Genomic DNA, 17,146 nt, shown 5'->3' on the forward strand with positions numbered 1-17,146 from the left:
AAGGGTGAGCGTGTATATTTCTTTGCATCGTGCGCTTTGCTGCATTTCCCCGGAGAGCGATCTCAGGCATGAGCGATTCCCGTCGCCTGCATCACGGTGCGCAATGGTTGCGGCGGCAGAATGAAATCCTGCGCCTGCTGGCGCTGGGCGCGCCGCGCGAACGCGTGCTGGAAAAATTGGCGGAACTGCTGCGGCTGGAATTTCCGACCGCGGCCATCGGCGTGGTCGTGCGCGAGGACGGACGGACCTGCTGCTGGAGCGGCAGCAGCGACGTAGTCACCGCGGCGCTGTTCGCGGCCCTGGCCGAGTCCAGCGAGCTGGCACGCGCGGAAGGCTGGTTCGATCTGCGCAGTGCGACGACTTCCCTGGTGCGCTGGAGCGAGCTGGCCATTGCCGACGGCTACAGCAGCCTGTGGGTAGAGCCACTGCATGAAGTCGACGGCCTGCGCATGGGCCAGTTGCTGATTGCGCTGAATGATCGCCGTGAGGCGGATTCTTCTGCCCAGACCATGGCCCGCGTCGCGGCGACGATTGCCGAACTCGTATTCCAGCGCGATGCAGCCGTGGCGCTGCTGCAGCAGGGCAGGGAACTGTACCGCTCGCTGCTGGACAATCATCCGGACGCGGTGCTCTACCTCGATGCGGAAAGCCGCATCCGCGGCGCCAACGAGGCCGCACGCCTGGTCTTCGGCCGCAGCAAGGGCGAACTCGACGACGTGCCGCTGCAGCAGCTGTTCGACGACTCCACTTATGCCGCGCTGCAGGTGCGCCTGCCCTCAGTGCTGCGCGGCACGGCCCAGTCGATGGAGGCGACGGTGCCGCGGCCGGGTGCCCGCGCGCGCGAACTCGAACTGATCCTGGTGCCGCTGCGCGATCGCGCCCGCACCAGCGGGCTGTTCCTGATTGCGCGCGATGTCACGCGCTTTCGCGCCTCCGAGCAGGCCTTGCGCCGCACCTACGAACAATCGCTGCTGCGCCGCGACCAGTTGCTCGACCTCAACCAGGTAGCGCTCGCCGCGGCCGCCTTGAACGACGTACACGCGCTGCTGCTGCAGCTGGCGCGTTCGATGGCACAGATCGACGGCGTCGATTTCGTCCGCGTCGGCCTTGAACCTGCCGCGGTACAGCAGCGCGGCCGCGAAGTGATCTGCGTGGTGACGCGGCCGGCCCGGTTCTGCCAGGCAGACCGCCTGCCGTCCGCGCTGCGCAGCCAGGCGATGGGCCTGGCCGAGCCGCAACGCCAGAGCTGGCAAACCGTGCCGGACGATGGGCAAGCCGCCACGGAAAACGGCCACTGGCTGGGCATGGGGCTGCGTTCGGACCGCGGCATCGTCATCGGTACGCTGGAGTGGTTCGGCCTGCGCGACGGCGTGTTCGACGACGATGACGAGGTGCTGCTGCAGCAGTTCGCCCGCCTCACCGTGAGCAATGTGCAGCGCTGCTGGATGCACCTGCATCTGGGCGAGGCGCAGCGCGGCGTGGCGCAGCAGCTGGCCTTCGTGCGGGCGATGGCGGCGAGCATCGGCGAAGGCCTGTACGCGATCGACCGCAGCGGCCGCCTTACCTTCGTCAACCAGGCCGCGCGCGAAATGCTGGGCTGGGATGGCAGCGAATTGCCGCAGGCCGGCGAGGCGCTGCAGCTGAGTGCCGCTTCGGCCCTTGGCGGCCCGGCCATGCGCGCGATGCAGCAGGATGCGCGCATCGCCGAGCACGCCCAGTTCGCCGGGCGCGACGGCCGGCCCATGCCGGTAGACCTGATCGCCTCGCCGCTGAATTTCGACGGCGAAGTCGCCGGTGCAGTAGTGGTATTCCGCGACATCAGCGAGCGCCTGCAGGCGGAAGAGGCGCGCCTGGAGCGCGATCGCTTCTTCTCCCTGTCGCCGGAACTGTTCGTCATTGTCGATGCGCAGGGGCGACTGTCGCAGTTCAACCCGGCCACGCATCTGCTGCTCAAGCGCAGCCCGGCCCAGGTGCTGCACAGCGACTGGCGCGCCTACGTACATGCCGACGATGTCGCGGCCACCGCGACCTTCACCGCCCAGGTGCTGGCCCAGGGCCGCGTCGACGCCTTCGTCAATCGCTGGGTCGATGCGGAGGGCGAAGTACATTGGCTGGAATGGGCGGCGGCGCTGTCGCCGGACCAGCGCATCTTCGCCGTCGCGCGCAATATCACCGTGCGGCGCCGCTACGAGAAGGAACTGGCCCACTACGCCAGCCACGACGCCACCACCGGCCTGCCGCGCACGGAGCAGATCGAGGCGTTTCTCAATGCCGCGCTCGCCGCGGCCGCACTGCGCGAAGGGCGCGTCAGCGTGTTCTATCTGGACCTGGACCGCTTTCACCTGATCAACGATTCCCGCGGCCATGTCGTCGGCGACCAGGTGCTGCATGCAGTGGCGCAGCGCCTGCTGCAGTCGCTGGGCGAGCAGGGCCGCGTCGCACGCATCGCCGGTGACGAATTCCTGCTGGTGCGCGTGGATAGCCTGGACGGACCCGACCAGCAGGAGCTGGGCGAAGCGCTGCGCCAGCTGATCGAGCAGCCCATCACTCTGGGTACGCAGCAGATCTATCTCACCTGCAGCGTCGGCGTGAGCTGCTTTCCGGAGAACGGCGCACAGGCGCGCGAACTCATGCACCAGGCCGAAGCGGCCATGATCCAGGCCAAGGACGATGGCCGTAACGCCGTGGCCTCGTTCTCCAACGACTATTCGCAGACACTGAAAGACAAGCGCGAACTCGGCCTGGGTCTGCGCGAGGCCATTCTCAACGACCAACTGGTGCTGCATTTCCAGCCGCAGATCGGTGCGCACGACTGGCAGGTGCGCGGCGTGGAGGCGCTGGTGCGCTGGAATCATCCGCAGCACGGCTTGCTGGCGCCGGGGCGTTTCATTCCGGTGGCCGAAGAACTGGGCATCATCGTCGAGCTGGGCCAATGGGTGCTGGAATCGGCCTGCCGCCGCGCGCGCGGCTGGCTCGACAGCGGCCTGGCCGAATTCACCGTCGCGGTGAACGTATCGGCCGTGCAGCTGCAGCGGCCCGATTTTCTCGAACGCGTACAGCGCGCGCTGGAAGTGTCGCGTCTGCCGCCGCGCTATCTGGAGCTGGAGCTGACCGAAAGCATGGTGATGGCGCAAGTCGAGCGCGTCATCGTCGCGATGCGTTCGCTCAAGGCGCTGGGTGTCAGCCTGTCGCTGGACGATTTCGGCTCGGGCTATTCCAGCCTGAGCTATCTGCGGCGGTTTCCCATCGACAAGCTGAAGATCGACCAGTCCTTCGTACGCGACATCATCACCGACCCGGGCTCGGCCGGCATCTGCCGGGCCGTCATCTCCCTAGGCCATCAGCTGGGCATGACGGTCAGCGCCGAAGGCGTGGAAACCCTGGGCCAGGCCGCGTTCCTGCGGCGCAACGAATGCGACCAGTTCCAGGGCAACTACTTCTGCGTGCCCATGCCCGAGGCGCAGACCTTCGACGTGCTGCGTCGGCGCTACCTGCGCCAGGATGCGATGAACGGCGTGCTGGAGGAGCGGGGCGGTGGCGGCACGCTATTGCTGCTGGACGACGAGGAAAACGTGCTGCGGGCACTGGTGCGCCTGCTGCGCCGCGACGGCTATCGCATCGAGACCGCGACCAGCGCGCGCCAGGCCTTCGAGATCCTCGCCGCGCAGCCGGTGCAGGTGATCATTTCCGACCAGCGCATGCCGGATATCAGCGGTACCGAATTCCTCAGCCGGGTCAAGGACATGTATCCCGCCACCGTGCGCCTGATCCTGAGCGGCTACAGCGATTTCGCCTCGCTGACCGAAGCGGTCAACCGTGGCGCCGTCTACCGCTTCGTGGCCAAGCCCTGGGACGACGAGGAACTGCGCCGCATGGTGCGCGAGGCATTTCGCATGGCGGCGACGGGTTAGTGGAAGGGTGGAAAAGAGCGCCCGGCCAGTGCGGGCACTGTGCCGGCCGCGCGCGTCATGGCGAAACCCTGATCGCAGCCTGCGGTGCTGGCTTCAAGGATCGAACAGCATGCGCGTGACGACGAAATCCGCAGTACACGACAGCGCGGCGGCGGCGATGGCGCAAAGGATGGCGGGCGTGATGGTGGCATGGCGGAACTCCGTAATGGCTATCCCATCAAGCCGGTTGCGCGCAGGAACCGAACACGCCGCGGCGATCGCCTGCGGCTTCGCTACAGATCATCCTCGTCGATAAAGATTGCGCCGGACTCGTCGCGCTCCAGCCGCGTCAGTCCCGGATGTTCCATTTCCAGCCGGCGCAATTCCGCATCCTGGCGTTCGAGCTGGCCGCGCTGGGCGCGTACCAGATCGGCCAGGCGCTGGTTTTCCAGCAGGATGGCGCGGTAATGCAGCGCCTGCACCACGGCCATGCGCAGGTCGTTGTCGTTCCAGGGCTTGGGGATGAAGCGGAAGATGCGCGCCTGGTTCACCGCGGTGATGATCGCTTCCAGGTCGGCATAGCCGCTCATCAGGATGCGCGCCACGTAGGGCTGGCGCGCGGCGATCTCGGCCAGCAGGTCGACGCCGCTGATGCCGGGCATGCGCAGGTCGGCAATCACCAGGTCGAAATTTTCCGCCACTGCCAGCTGCAGCGCGTCCTCGGGGCTGTTGGCGGGAATCAGCTCCAGCCGCTCGCCGTCGAGCATGCTGGGTGGAATATTGGACAAATTTCGCCGCAGCGCGGTGAGGATGTTCGGTTCGTCGTCGACAATAAGTACGCGATACATGGATGCGATTCCTTGTCGCTGGCGCAGGACTCAGGCTGCCTGCCGCTGCGGCAGCACGATGCGGAAGGTGGTGCCGCGGCCCGGCTGGCTTTCCACGGCGATGTCGCCATGGTGCTTGTGCACGATACCGTAGGAGATCGACAGGCCCAGGCCGGTGCCTTTGCCGACCGGTTTTGTGGTGAAGAACGGATCGAAGATGCGCTTGAGGTTGTCGGCCGCAATGCCGCTGCCGTTGTCGGCGATCTCGATCCACACTGTATCGTTGAGCGTCCCCGTGCGCACCACGATCTCGCCGCGCTGCTCGATCGCCTGGGCCGCGTTCACCAGTATGTTGACGAACACCTGGTTGATCTGCGACGGCAGGCATTCGACCAGCGGCAGGTTGCCGTATTCCTTGCGCACTTCGGCCTTGTACTTGACCTCGTTCCAGACGATGCCCAGGGTCGAGTCCAGGCCGCGGTGCAGGTCGTACAGCGACCAGGTTTCCAGCCGGTCGACGCGGGAGAAATCGCGCAGGTCCTGCACGATGCGGCGTACCCGGTCTATGCCTTCGCGCGACTCGGCCAGCAGTTGCGGCAAGTCCTGCACCAGAAAGCCGAAATCGATGGCGCGCTTGCGCTCGGCGACTTCGGCGCGGCGCTCGGGCGTCATCACGCCCTGTTGCGAAATCACGCTGTCGCAGCACTCGATCAGGCCGAACAGGTTGTTGAGGTATTCCTGCAGGGTGCCGAGATTGGAATGCACGTAGCCGATGGGGTTGTTGATCTCGTGCGCGATGCCAGCGGCAAGCTGGCCCAGCGAGGCCATCTTCTCCGATTGCACCAGCTGTTCCTGCACCGTGTTGAGGCGAGCCAGGGCCAGTTCCAGTTCGCTGCCGTCCGGCTGCGCCGCGGGAGCGAGCGGCTCGTAGTCGAGCAGCAGGGCCAGCGCGGCATCCTCGCCGGCCAGCGGCAACAGCAGCGAGCGGCCGGGCAGGGCATTGCCGTGCTCGCTGCGGCAGCGATCCACCAGTTCGCGCAGGCGCAGCTCCGGATCGCCCTGGCCGCCTGCCAGGCTTTCGGCCAGGCGCAGCGCGGCCGGGTTGGCATGGGCGACCTGGCTGCCCTGCAACAGCAGCAGTGGCGTACCGACGGCATCCAGTGCGGCGTGCAGGCGTGGCGTACTCGACTGTGGCATGGACGCTGGCCCGGTTTGCGACGAGTGCAATGACCCGAGTTTTAGCGATTTGTCCAGAAAAGGAAATGCGTAGAAAGTGAAATTCCCGTGTGCCTGACCGTTGCAGGCGCAGGGGACGGATAAGCCCTGCCGCCGCCTGGTCGGGATTTTCTGCCCGCCGGGCGGCGGCGGTCACGACGGCCCTGCCGTTGGCCGGGCAGGGTGTTTCGGCCCCCGTCGCCTTGGGCCGGCCCGGCCGCTATACTCGCCGGCTACGCACCCGGTGGGAGAAGCGGGCTCCGCCCCGCTGCCGAAGGCGCAACGCCCGTAATCGCTCAGGCTCCCCAACCACCGCGCGCGAACACTCTGGAGAGACCGGTTGGATCCGGCGCCGAAGGGGCACGAAGCGTCCGCGCTTCCAAACTCTCAGGCAAAAGGACAGAGGGGCGCCCCGACGTGCGGCATGCGCGTCGTATTCGGACGTCTCCATCATGAGCCAGAACAGCACACCCTCCCTGCGCGAACTCGAGCACCACGACGCCTTTATCGAACGCCATATCGGCCCCAACGATGCCGAAATCGCGCATATGCTCGGTGTTGTCGGCCACGACTCCCTCGAGACCCTGACCGACGCCATCGTGCCGGCTTCGATCAAGTCCGCTGCCCCGCTGGCCCTGCCCGGCGCGATCTCGGAAGTGGAAGCCATCGCCAAGATCCGCGCGATCGCCCAGCGCAACCAGGTGTTCAGGAGCTTTATCGGCCAGGGCTATTACGGCACCCACACACCTAACGTCATCCTGCGCAATATCCTGGAAAATCCGGCCTGGTATACCGCGTATACGCCGTACCAGGCGGAAATCTCCCAGGGCCGCATGGAAGCGCTGATCAACTTCCAGACCCTCTGCGCCGACCTCACCGGCATGGAAATCGCCAACGCCTCGCTGCTGGACGAAGCTACCGCCGCGGCCGAGGCGATGACCCTGGCCAAGCGCTCGGCCAAGTCCAAGTCCAACACCTTCTTTGTCTCCAGCGGCGTGCACCCGCAGACGCTGGAACTGCTCAAGACCCGCGCCGAGCCGCTGGACATCCAGCTGCACATTGGCGACGACAGCGAAGCCGCCGGCGTCGATGCCTTCGGCGCACTGCTGCAATACCCGAACACCTTCGGCCAGATCCACGACTACGCCGCGCTGGCCCAGGCCGTGCACGGCCGTGGCGGCCTGGTCGCTGTCGCCACCGACCTGCTCGCGCTGACCCTGATCGCTGCACCGGGCGAATGGGGCGCCGACATCGTCGTCGGCAACAGCCAGCGTTTCGGCGTGCCGTTCGGCTTCGGCGGTCCGCATGCGGCCTTCATGGCCTGCCGCGACGCCTTCAAGCGCTCCATGCCGGGCCGCCTGATCGGCGTGTCCATCGACAGCCAGGGCAAGCCGGCCTACCGCCTGACCCTGCAGACGCGCGAACAGCATATCCGCCGCGAAAAAGCCACTTCCAACATCTGCACCGCCCAGGTGCTGCTGGCGGTGATGGCGAGCATGTATGCGGTCTACCACGGCCCCGACGGCCTGGTGCGCATCGCCACGCGCGTACACCGCCTGGCCACCATCCTGGCCACCGCGCTGCGTGCCGCCGGCGTCACCGTGGGACCGGATTTCTTCGATACCTTGCACGTGGTCGGCGTCGACGCCGCAGCGATCCATGCCAAGGCCGAGGCCGCTCGCCTCAACCTGCGCCGCATCGATGCGGCCAGCCTGGGCATCAGCCTGGACGAAACCACCACGCGCGAAGACGTCATCGCCGTAGCGCAGCTGTTCGGCGCCAACATCGCCGACATCGATGCCCTCGACGGCGCCGCGGCCGAAGCGCTGCCGGCCGGCCTCAAGCGCACCAGCAAGTTCCTGCAGCATCCGGTGTTCAATACCCACCACAGCGAACACGAGCTGCTGCGCTACCTGCGTGCGCTGGCCGACAAGGACCTGGCCATGGATCGCACCATGATCCCGCTGGGCAGCTGCACCATGAAACTCAACGCCACCGCCGAGATGATTCCGGTCACCTGGCCCGAGTTCGGCAATATCCACCCGCTGGCGCCGGCCACCCAGAGCCAGGGCTACAAGGAACTGATCGACGGCCTGGAAGCCATGCTGGTCGAATGCACCGGCTACGACGCGGTCAGCCTGCAGCCAAACTCCGGCGCCCAGGGCGAATACGCCGGCCTGCTGGCGATCCGCGCCTACCACCGCTCGCGCAACGAAGCGCACCGCGACATCTGCCTGATTCCCGAATCGGCCCACGGTACCAACCCGGCCTCGGCACAGATGTGCGGCATGCAGGTGGTGGTGACCAAGTGCGATGCGAACGGCAACGTCGATGTGGAAGACATCCGCCGCGCCGCCGAGAAGTACAGCAGCCGCCTCGCCGCGCTGATGATCACCTATCCCTCGACCCACGGCGTGTTCGAGGAAGACGTGGTGCAGATCTGCGAAATCGTGCACCAGCACGGCGGCCAGGTGTATACCGATGGCGCCAACATGAACGCCCTGGTCGGCGTGGCCAAGCCGGGCAAGTGGGGTTCCGACGTTTCCCACCTGAACCTGCACAAGACCTTCTGCATTCCCCACGGCGGTGGCGGCCCTGGCGTCGGTCCCTGCGCAGTCAAGTCGCACCTGGCACCGTTCCTGCCGCGCACCCTCGGCGGCGAAGGCGCGGTCGGCATGGTCAGCGCGGCCAACTACGGTTCGGCCTCGATCCTGCCGATTTCCTGGATGTACGTCACGCTGATGGGCGCGACCGGCCTGCGCAAGGCGACCCAGGTCGCCCTGCTCAACGCCAACTACATCGCCAAGCGTCTGGCGCCGTACTACGAAACGCTGTACACGGGCCGCAACGGCCTGGTCGCGCACGAGTGCATCCTCGACCTGCGCCCGCTCAAGGACACCACCGGCATCAGCGCCGAAGACGTAGCCAAGCGCCTGATCGACTTCGGCTTCCATGCGCCGACCCTGAGCTTCCCGGTGGCCGGCACCTTGATGGTGGAGCCGACCGAATCGGAATCGCAGCACGAACTCGACCGTTTCATCGACGCGATGATCGAGATCCGCCAGGAAATCCGTGCAGTGGAAGAGGGCAAGCTCGACCGCGAGGACAACCCGCTCAAGCACGCGCCGCATACCGCCGGCATGGTCTGCGGCAGCGAGTGGAACCACGCCTATCCGCGCGAACTCGCTGCGTTCCCGCTGGCCACGCTGCGCCAGCAGAAGTACTGGCCGCCGGTGGCCCGCGTCGACAACGTCTACGGCGACAAGAACATCATGTGCGCCTGTATTCCGGTGGATGCGTACAAGGAAGAAGCGGAAGCCTAGTACGCGGTGCGGCTGGCCGTTGATGCAGTAAAAGAAACAAAGTAAAAAAGCAACAAGGCTCCGCAAGGAGCCTTGTTGCCGAATGGGCTCGACGACGCCACCACTGATCCGCTTTTCCCCAGGAGTTTCCGCCGCATGTCCGCAGCGTTACCGCGCATCGCCCTGATCGCCACCGGCGGCACCATTGCCGGTGCCGCGGACGGCCCGACCCGCCAGCTCGGCTATCGCGCCGGTGCCATCGACGTACAGGGCATGCTGGCCACCGTGCCGGGTCTGGACGGCCTGGCCACGGTCGAGTCCGAGCAGCTGTTTGCCATCGACAGCGCCTATATCGAGTTCGGCCATTGGCAGAAACTCGCGGCACGCGTGCAGGCCGTGCTGGCGCGCGAGGACATCGACGGCGTGGTCGTGCTGCACGGCACCGATACGCTGGAAGAAACCGCGTATTTCCTCCATCTGACCACTACCAGCGACAAGCCGGTGGTGCTGACCGGTGCCATGCGTCCGGCCACGGCGCTGGGTGCCGACGGGCCAATGAATATCTACCACGCGGTATCCGCTGCGGCGCATCCGGCCTGCCGCGGCCTGGGCGCGGTCGTGGTCTTCGGCGACGTGCTGCTGGCTGCCCGCGGCCTGCAGAAGCGCGACAGCGTGCCCGGCGCCTTCAGCGCCGACCAGTACGGCCGCCTTGGCCTGGTAAAAGACAGAAATGTATTCATATACCAGCGCCCGACGCGCGACCGCGGCGGCTTTGCCGTACCGGCGCAGGCACCGCGGGTGAATCTGCTGACGGCATATGCGGGCCTGGCCCCGGATCTCATCGACGCCGCCAGCCGCAGTGCCGACGGCCTTGTCTTCGCTGGCGTGGGCAACGGCAACCTGCGCCCCGACTGGCGCGAAGCGCTGGCGGCTGCGGCGGCCCGCGGCGTGCGCATCGTGCGCGCCAGCCGCGTCTCCAACGGCACCACCGTGCGCAACGGCGAAGTCGACGACGACAGCTGTGGCTTTGTCAGCGCCGACAACCTCACGCCGCTGCAGGCGCGGCTGCTGTTGCTGCTGGGCCTGGCGCGCGGCGCGACGACGGCGCAACTGCAGGATCTGTTCGATCGCTATTGAGCAGGCACCTCACGGTGTAATTCGCGTTCGCTCATCGCACCCGACGAAGTCGATTCGTAGGGCGCCGATGAGCGCAGCGAATTGCGCCGCACGGTCCTGCGACATGGCCTGACAGCAATACCTCGCGTCGAAATTTTGCGTTCGCTCACCGTACCCTACGAAGGCGCGTGCGCTTATTTTGCCAACACGAGATCGCGCAGCTTTTCGCCCACGCCAGTGGCCGACTGCGGGTTCTGCCCGGTGACCAGGCGTCCGTCGACAACGACCTTGGCGGTCCAGTTCGGCGCGGGCTGGTGCAGCGCGCCGTGTTCGGCCAGTTTGCTCGCAAGCAGGAAGGGCACCGTGTCGGCGAGCTGTACCGCGCGTTCTTCGTCGTCGGTAAAGGCGCTGACCTGCTTGCCCTTGACCAGGTGGTCGCCGTTGCTCAAGGTCACGTTGACCAGTGCTGCGGGGCCATGGCACACGGCGGCGACCACGCCGCCCTGCTCGTAGATCGTGCGCGTGACCCGCTGCACCGCCGGGCTGTCCGGAAAATCCCACATCGCGCCATGGCCACCGGCGAAGAAGATCGCCGAATAGCGCTCCGGCTTTGCATCGGCCAGCGGCAGCGTGCTGCGGATACGTGTGCGGAATTCGTCATTCTTCCAGTAGTGCGCATTGGTGGCGTCGTCCAGATCGACGCCGTCCACCGGCGGTTCGCCGCCCTTTATCGAGGCGATTTCGACCGGAATGCCTGCGGCTTCCAGCACGGCCAGCGGGTGGGTAAGCTCGCCGAGATAGAACCCGGTCGGCTTGCCGGTCTTGCCCTTGCTGCCATGGCTGGTCAGCACGATCAGCACGGGCTTGGGTGGCGTGGCTGGCGGCGTAGCGGTGGTATTCATGCCGAGCAACAGGGAAGCGAGCAGGGAATTCATGGGGCTGGTCCTTTGCGGGAAGGGGCGTGGCATAGCGCTGAAGGCTGCGCACAGTAGCCGGCAGTGCGACAGCGAAACAGCCGCGGCCGGGCAATAGATCGTTGCCGCGCCGGCAAGAATTCAAGCGGACAGCGTGTCGCCGTTGCGTGAGGTTCAGTTCCAGCCGCCCTGGATCTGCTCGTTCAAATAATCCAGAAAGCAACGAATGCGCAAAGCCAGCGCGGTATTGCGGTAGTAGACCGCGTTCACCGGCTGGCGCACTTCCACCGTATCGCGCGTCAGCACCTGCACCAGGTCGCCGCGTTCGCGGTCGCCGCAGGTCATGAAGTCCGACAGCGAGGCGATGCCCGCGCCGGCCAGGGCCAGCTGGCGCAAGGTCTCGCCGCTGGAGGCGAACAGGCTGGGCTTGATATGCAGGCGTTCGCCGCCGGCATGGCGCAGCGGCCAATGATTCAGCGATTCCGGCTGGTTGAAGCCGAGCAAGCTGTGCTTGTGCAGCATCTTCACCGACGTCGGCTTGCCATGCGCGGCCAGGTAGGCCGGGCTGGCCAGCAGGCGCAGGCGGCTGGTACCCAGCGGCCGCGCATGCAAGGTCGAGTCACGCAGGCTGCCGATGCGCAAGGCCACGTCGGTGCGATGTTCCAGCAGGTCGGTGAACAGATCGCTGGTATGCAGTTCCAGTTCGATATCCGGATAGCGCTGGCGGAACCCGGCCACCAGCGGCACCACGACGTGCAGCATGAACGGCGCTGCGGTATCCACGCGCAGGCGGCCGGCGGGTTGCTGCCGGCGTACCGACAGCAGGTCTTCGGCTTCTTCCACCGCGTCGAGGATCTGCCGCGCCCGCGCCAGTAGCAGCGCGCCTTCCTCGGTCAGTTCCAGCCGCCGCGTGGTGCGGCGGAGCAGGGTAGTGGCGAGCTTTTCCTCCAGCCGGCTCAGGCTGCGGCTGACGCCGGACACGGTCTGGCCCATCTGCTCGGCCGCCGCAGTGATGGAGCCGGTATCGACCACGGTGGCAAACGCCTGCAGCTCGTCCAGCGTGGTTTTCATTCTTGCGCTACCGGCAACGATGGTTTGCCTGGACTGTAGTTTTTCTCAATAACAGCATCAAGCTGACCGCACCGCTCAGCGGCCAGGCTGCGCGGGTCAGTGCCATTGGTCTTGCTTGCGCAGACCATCGGTGGCGGTAACTGCGCCGTCACACATTCCCCGGGCATACGCCCGCGACCTCGCCGTTGGGCGTGCATACCTGCCGCTTTCCATTGACGCCAAGTTGACAGCGCAGTCGACATCGTCGGCAGTATGGAGAATCTAACGCGGGAATTGTGGTTGGTTGTCGGCGTCGCCTATGCCATGGTCCTGGGCGGCGCGGTCGGCTACGAGCGCGAAATGAAGGACCGGCCTGCCGGCTTTCGTACGCATATGCTGGTCGCCGGCGCGGCGGCACTGTTGGTCGAGCTGGGCGAGCTGCTGCTGTTCGACACGCACTACCGTTCGCAGCAAGGGATCACCATCGATCCTTTGCGCCTGGTCGAATCCGTGGTTTCCGGCGTGGCCTTCATCGGTGCCGGCACCATCTTTGCCACCCGGGGCGGCGAGACCGTCGCCGGTATCACCACGGCAGCGTCGCTGCTGATGGTGTCCATCGTCGGCGTGGCGGTCGGCTTCGGCTATTACTTCCTGGCCCTGGCCATCACCTTGCTCACCCTGCTGGTGCTCACGGTGTTGAATTTTGTCGAGCACAAGCCGCACAAAAACAAGGAAAAGCGCGCAGACACATAGGTTGGAGGCGCCTGCGGCTTACCCCAACTACGTTTCGGCCTTCGAACGCTTCTTCGCCGCCAGCCGCAGCAGATCCGCCGCATAGCCTGGCGCGGTGACATTGTGCTGAAAGTACACATGCACCGTGTTCCAGTGCGTGGCGCGAAAACGCTGTAGCCATTCGGCCAGATCGCTCTCGCCGTACGCTTCCAGTCGCAGTCGCACATAGCCCCAGTCTGCGGTCTGCACCAGCGGCGGTGCGCTGGCGTCTTCGCGCTCGGAAAGACACAGCACCGCTGCGCAGTCGCGCAGGCAGGCGTACACCTCGTCGTCGAACCAGCTGTCGTGGCGGAACTCGAACACGGCGCGGTGATCGGCCGGCAGAAGCTGCAGGAAACCGCGCAATCGCGGCAGATCTTTCTTCATCGTCGGCGGCAGCTGGAACAGTACCGGGCCGCGCTTGTCGCCGAGTACTTCCAGCACGCGATATAGCTGCGCCAGTTCGTCTGCCGCAGTGTCCTTCAGGCGGGCGCGGTGGGTGATGGCCTGCGGTGCCTTGATCGAGAAGCGGAAATCCTCTGGCACCGACGCAGCCCAGCGCGCGACGATCTCGGCCTTGGGCAGGGCGTAGAAACTGCTGTTGATCTCCACTGTGTGCAGGCGTTCGGCGTAATAGGCCAGCATCGCCTCGGGCCTGATCACCTGTGGATAGAACGCGCCTTTCCATTCCTTGAACGAATAGCCGCTGGCACCGGCCAGAATTCGTAGCGGCATGGCATTGCTCCTGCGACGGACCGCGGCGATGGTCGCGCAAATACGCCGGCGGCGCCATCGCCTGCCGCTGTCTGCGTGTCCTCTCTAGGCGCCCGCATCGTGGAAAATGACGCCGAGTGTAAAACGCCGGCCCCAGCGCAGGCGGCTGACACCGTGGCGCAGGTTCACCCGGTAGCTGCCGCGGCTGCCATGTACCGGCCGGTTGCTGACGGCGAAGATCACCGCATCGCCCTGGCGCAGCGGCACGACTTCCGGCCGCGACTGCATGCGCGGGCGCTGTTCGGTCAGCACGAACTCGCCGCCGGTGAAATCCTCGCCGGGCCGCGACAGCAGCACGGCGACCTGCAGCGGAAACACGTGTTCGCCGTACAGATCCTGGTGCAGGCAGTTGTAGTCGTCGGGGCCGTAGCGCAGCAGCAGCGGTGTCGGGCGCGACTGTCCGGCGGCATGGCAGCGGGCGAGGAAGTCGGCGTGCGAATCCGGATAGCGCACGGGAATTTCCATGGCTTCGTTCCAGCGATTGGCGATGCCGACCAGTGGCGGATACAAGGCAGCGCGCAAGGCCTGTACCGGATCGGGCAGGGGATACGCATAGTATTTGTATTCGCCGCGACCGAAGCCGTGGCGCGCCATCGTGACGCGGCTGCGGAACAAGGTGTCGTCCGCATAGCGCGACAGCAGCTGGGTGCATTCGTCGGCGCCGAGCAGGGCCGGAATCAGCGCATTGCCGTGCGCGTCGAGTTCGGCCTGCAGGCTGGGCCAGGGCAGTGCGCCAATGCGGTCAGCCAGGGCTGGCACTGCCTGCGGCAAGCCGGCGCCACTGGCGCTCGCTGAAACTGTACTCATGAAAATCGCCGTAGTGAGTGCAACAGGCAGCCAGGGTAGGGCATGCCAGGCGGCTGCGGCCATCCGTTTCTTGCGTTGCTAGCGCAACAACGTGCCGCGCCGTGGCAGCCGCGCATCGTCGCTCCCACCGGCCGGGTTTTCGAGCTGCCCGCATTGGCGGTGTTCTCGGTGCGGCGGAACAGGGCGCGGATACGTGACAGCAGCTCGCGCGCGTACTGGCACAAGGCGGACAAGCGCGGGAAACACGGCCTGGTCATCGTTTTGCTGCGCCGGGCACACCCGGTCGCGGCGGGCGCCGACCGGGCAGCCGGTCGTGTCGCGCCGATACACGGCGCTGCCGTCGGGCCTGCACTGCTGAAGAATGTCCGGTGCTCAGCCGGTGCGGCCTGCAGCGATGTAGCAAAAGAAAGGTGTGCACCAGTGGAATTGCCGCCAGAAAAACACAACAAGAAATTCAACGGGAGCGTCTGCTCATGCCATCCAGCGTCATTCTCAAGCTAGTCCTGCTCGCCGGCAGCGGCATGGCTGCTGCCATGCCTGCTCCGACTGTAGCTGAGGCGCCGCCCGCGCCGGTCACCAGCATCAGCGCGCAGGTTCCGGTCGTCGTGCGCATACGTGGCCTCGCCCTGGGCGGCGAATTGCGCCTGCGCCAGGGCAGTTCCACCCTGACGGCCAACCTCAACGATGACTACACTTTCGCCCAGACTGCACTGGCCGGAGCGGCGCTGGATCTGCAGGTTGTCAGCCAACCTGCTGGCCAGGTCTGTGCCGTGTCCGAACTGGCAAGCGCCAGCGTTCCGGCCGACTCATCGCCGCTATTCGTGCGCTGCCGCTACGTACCAGGGCCGCGTGTGGTGGTGCCGGCGACCTTGCCGAACAGCCCGCTCAGCCTGATGTTCGGCAACCTGGCGCTGCGCGCGGCGGCCTATCCGGGCCTTCCCTACGAAAGCCGCCCCGGCGTCGTCGGTGGCCAGTTTCCGTATGAGTTCCGCATCACCGGCTTTACTTTCAATGGCGGCAACCAGAACCCGGCGGGCCTGCAGCTCGATTTTCGCCACGGCACCCTGCGTTTCACGCCCGCTGCCGAAGGTAGCTACGTCATCGGCCTGGAAATCCGCGACAGCTCGCCCACGCCGCGAATACTCACGCAGAGCGTGACTGTCGAAGCGACGCGCAGCGCCTTCGTCTTCGTCGCCCCTGGTGGCGTGGATGCGCCCGACCGCGGCAGCCTGGCCCAGCCCTACCAGAGCGTGGCCTATGCGCTGGCGCGCAGCACGCCGGCCCAGGTGCTGATGTTGCGCAAAGGCCGCTACCTCAGCGGCGGTTTCGCCGTGCGCGACAACCGCGCCAAGCAATTCATCGCCTATCCCGACGAAGTGGTCGTGATGGACCAGGATTATCAGAGCTGGATCAATGTCGGCATCAACGATTTTCCCGCCGCGCGGTTCGAAGACCTGGATTTCACCCAGGTGCGCCAGTACGGCATCTTCAGCGACCCGAGCCGCTCCGGCCTGATCGTGCGCAACGTGCGCTTTGCCGACGGCCGCGAAGGCGGCCTGGGAAGCAACGAAAACCCGGCCTTCATTCACGGCTATGGCGACGGCGTGCATGCCTCGCGCCATCGCCTGCTGGTACAGGACAGCGATTTCGGCCCGCTGCAGATGACCAGCAACGGCGCCTATGCCGCCACATTGTTCGATGCGGGCGATTCGTTGTTCGAAAACAACCAGATCCGCGTCGGCCCGATCAGCGGCGGCATCCACGACAAGGACAATTCCCAGCGCAATACCTATCGCGAGAACTACATCGCATTCGCCGCACCGAATCCGCACGGTATCCACGTATCGGCCCAGGACAGTTCCGAAGACCTGCATATCCACCACAACCTGCTGGTCAACGCCGGCATCCGCCTCGGCCTGCAATGCACCGCGGCAAGCTGCGTCATGCGTAACCACGACGTACACCACAATACCTTGATCGGCCTGCGCTTCGGCTGGGGCGTGTTCAACAGCGGCAGCAGCGGCACGCGCATTGCCCACAACATTTTCACCAGTGGTAGTGCCACGGCGTATTCCTGGCATTCCTGCCTGAGTGCCGTGCCGGCGAATTTCGCTACGCAATTGAGCATCGGTCATAACCTGATCGAAACCAGCAATACCCTGGCCATGCACGACACCGAATGCGGCGGTTCGCCCATGAACATGAACTGGGCGAGCTGGCGCAACAGCCACGGCATGGACACGGTGCTGTCAGGCTCGGTAGTTACCACCAGCGCGGGGCTGCTGGGGGCAGGGCCAACCCTGGGCCTGCCCATCGGCGATCCCCGGCGTGTACAGCTGGGACACCTGTATCTCGTCATCGAATCGAACGACGGCCTGTTCCGCGATGGCTTCCAGGCAGGGCAGTAGTCCATCGGCGCCTGGCAGGCGCGAGGGCAGGGCGAGCCGGCCGCGAAGGCAACGGCGAGCCGTGCTGTTGCC

General features: G+C 66.0%; 11 protein-coding genes and 1 riboswitch. Of the genes, 5 read left to right on the forward strand and 6 right to left on the reverse strand.

All coding sequences use genetic code 11. The features are described from left to right. The first annotated feature begins 68 nt into the window (after positions 1-68). A complete protein-coding gene (locus tag DFR29_RS23355) occupies positions 69-3,911 on the forward strand; it encodes an EAL domain-containing protein (RefSeq protein ID WP_133821054.1) in 3,843 nt (1,280 codons plus the stop codon). A gap of 272 nt (positions 3,912-4,183) precedes the next feature. Here DFR29_RS23355 and DFR29_RS23360 read toward each other — a convergent pair whose 3' ends face one another. Both DFR29_RS23360 and DFR29_RS23365 read right to left on the reverse strand, forming a co-directional pair. Beyond that, a complete protein-coding gene (locus DFR29_RS23360) occupies positions 4,184-4,738 on the reverse strand; it encodes a response regulator (protein WP_133821055.1) in 555 nt (184 codons plus the stop codon). A 30-nt stretch (positions 4,739-4,768) separates the two neighbouring features. Then, the gene (locus tag DFR29_RS23365) at positions 4,769-5,914 is read right to left on the reverse strand and encodes an ATP-binding protein (RefSeq protein ID WP_133821056.1); all 1,146 of its coding nucleotides are present in this window, start codon (positions 5,912-5,914) and stop codon (positions 4,769-4,771) included. Between the two features lie 335 nt (positions 5,915-6,249). Next, a riboswitch (glycine riboswitch) is annotated at positions 6,250-6,345 on the forward strand. Between the two features lie 39 nt (positions 6,346-6,384). Here DFR29_RS23365 and gcvP point away from each other — a divergent pair. Further along, complete coding sequence (gene gcvP / locus DFR29_RS23370) at positions 6,385-9,255, forward strand: aminomethyl-transferring glycine dehydrogenase (protein ID WP_133821057.1); 2,871 nt, start codon at positions 6,385-6,387, stop codon at positions 9,253-9,255. A 135-nt stretch (positions 9,256-9,390) separates the two neighbouring features. Continuing rightward, entirely contained in the window at positions 9,391-10,371 is a 981-nt protein-coding gene (locus tag DFR29_RS23375; RefSeq protein ID WP_133821058.1) for an asparaginase, read from the forward strand. 173 nt (positions 10,372-10,544) lie between these two features. Here the strand turns inward: DFR29_RS23375 and DFR29_RS23380 are convergent, their stop codons facing one another. Together DFR29_RS23380 and DFR29_RS23385 are read right to left on the reverse strand one after the other, a co-directional pair. Further along, the gene (locus DFR29_RS23380; protein WP_243746155.1) at positions 10,545-11,285 is read right to left on the reverse strand and encodes a type 1 glutamine amidotransferase domain-containing protein; all 741 of its coding nucleotides are present in this window, start codon (positions 11,283-11,285) and stop codon (positions 10,545-10,547) included. Positions 11,286-11,438: 153 nt separating this feature from the next. Further along, the gene (locus DFR29_RS23385) at positions 11,439-12,335 is read right to left on the reverse strand and encodes a LysR family transcriptional regulator (protein ID WP_133821059.1); all 897 of its coding nucleotides are present in this window, start codon (positions 12,333-12,335) and stop codon (positions 11,439-11,441) included. Between the two features lie 252 nt (positions 12,336-12,587). Between DFR29_RS23385 and DFR29_RS23390 the strand changes: the two genes are divergently transcribed. Then, positions 12,588-13,067 (forward strand): MgtC/SapB family protein, encoded by a 480-nt coding sequence (locus tag DFR29_RS23390; RefSeq protein WP_133821060.1) that lies wholly within the window; start codon positions 12,588-12,590, stop codon positions 13,065-13,067. Between the two features lie 27 nt (positions 13,068-13,094). On the opposite strand, the gene DFR29_RS23395 is transcribed toward DFR29_RS23390, so the two are convergent. Both DFR29_RS23395 and DFR29_RS23400 read right to left on the reverse strand, forming a co-directional pair. Beyond that, positions 13,095-13,820, reverse strand: a complete 726-nt coding sequence (locus tag DFR29_RS23395) for a DUF72 domain-containing protein (protein WP_133821061.1) — start codon at positions 13,818-13,820, stop codon at positions 13,095-13,097. 84 nt (positions 13,821-13,904) lie between these two features. Further along, on the reverse strand, positions 13,905-14,666 hold the full coding sequence (locus tag DFR29_RS23400; protein ID WP_133821062.1) for a 2OG-Fe(II) oxygenase: 762 nt from the start codon (positions 14,664-14,666) through the stop codon (positions 13,905-13,907). A 473-nt stretch (positions 14,667-15,139) separates the two neighbouring features. On the opposite strand from DFR29_RS23400, the gene DFR29_RS23405 reads away from it, so the two are divergent. Beyond that, a complete protein-coding gene (locus tag DFR29_RS23405; protein ID WP_133821063.1) occupies positions 15,140-17,074 on the forward strand; it encodes a right-handed parallel beta-helix repeat-containing protein in 1,935 nt (644 codons plus the stop codon). The last annotated feature ends 72 nt before the right edge of the window (positions 17,075-17,146 follow it).

The sequence above is a fragment of the Tahibacter aquaticus genome, assembly GCF_004363655.1.
Taxonomy (GTDB): domain Bacteria; phylum Pseudomonadota; class Gammaproteobacteria; order Xanthomonadales; family Rhodanobacteraceae; genus Tahibacter; species Tahibacter aquaticus.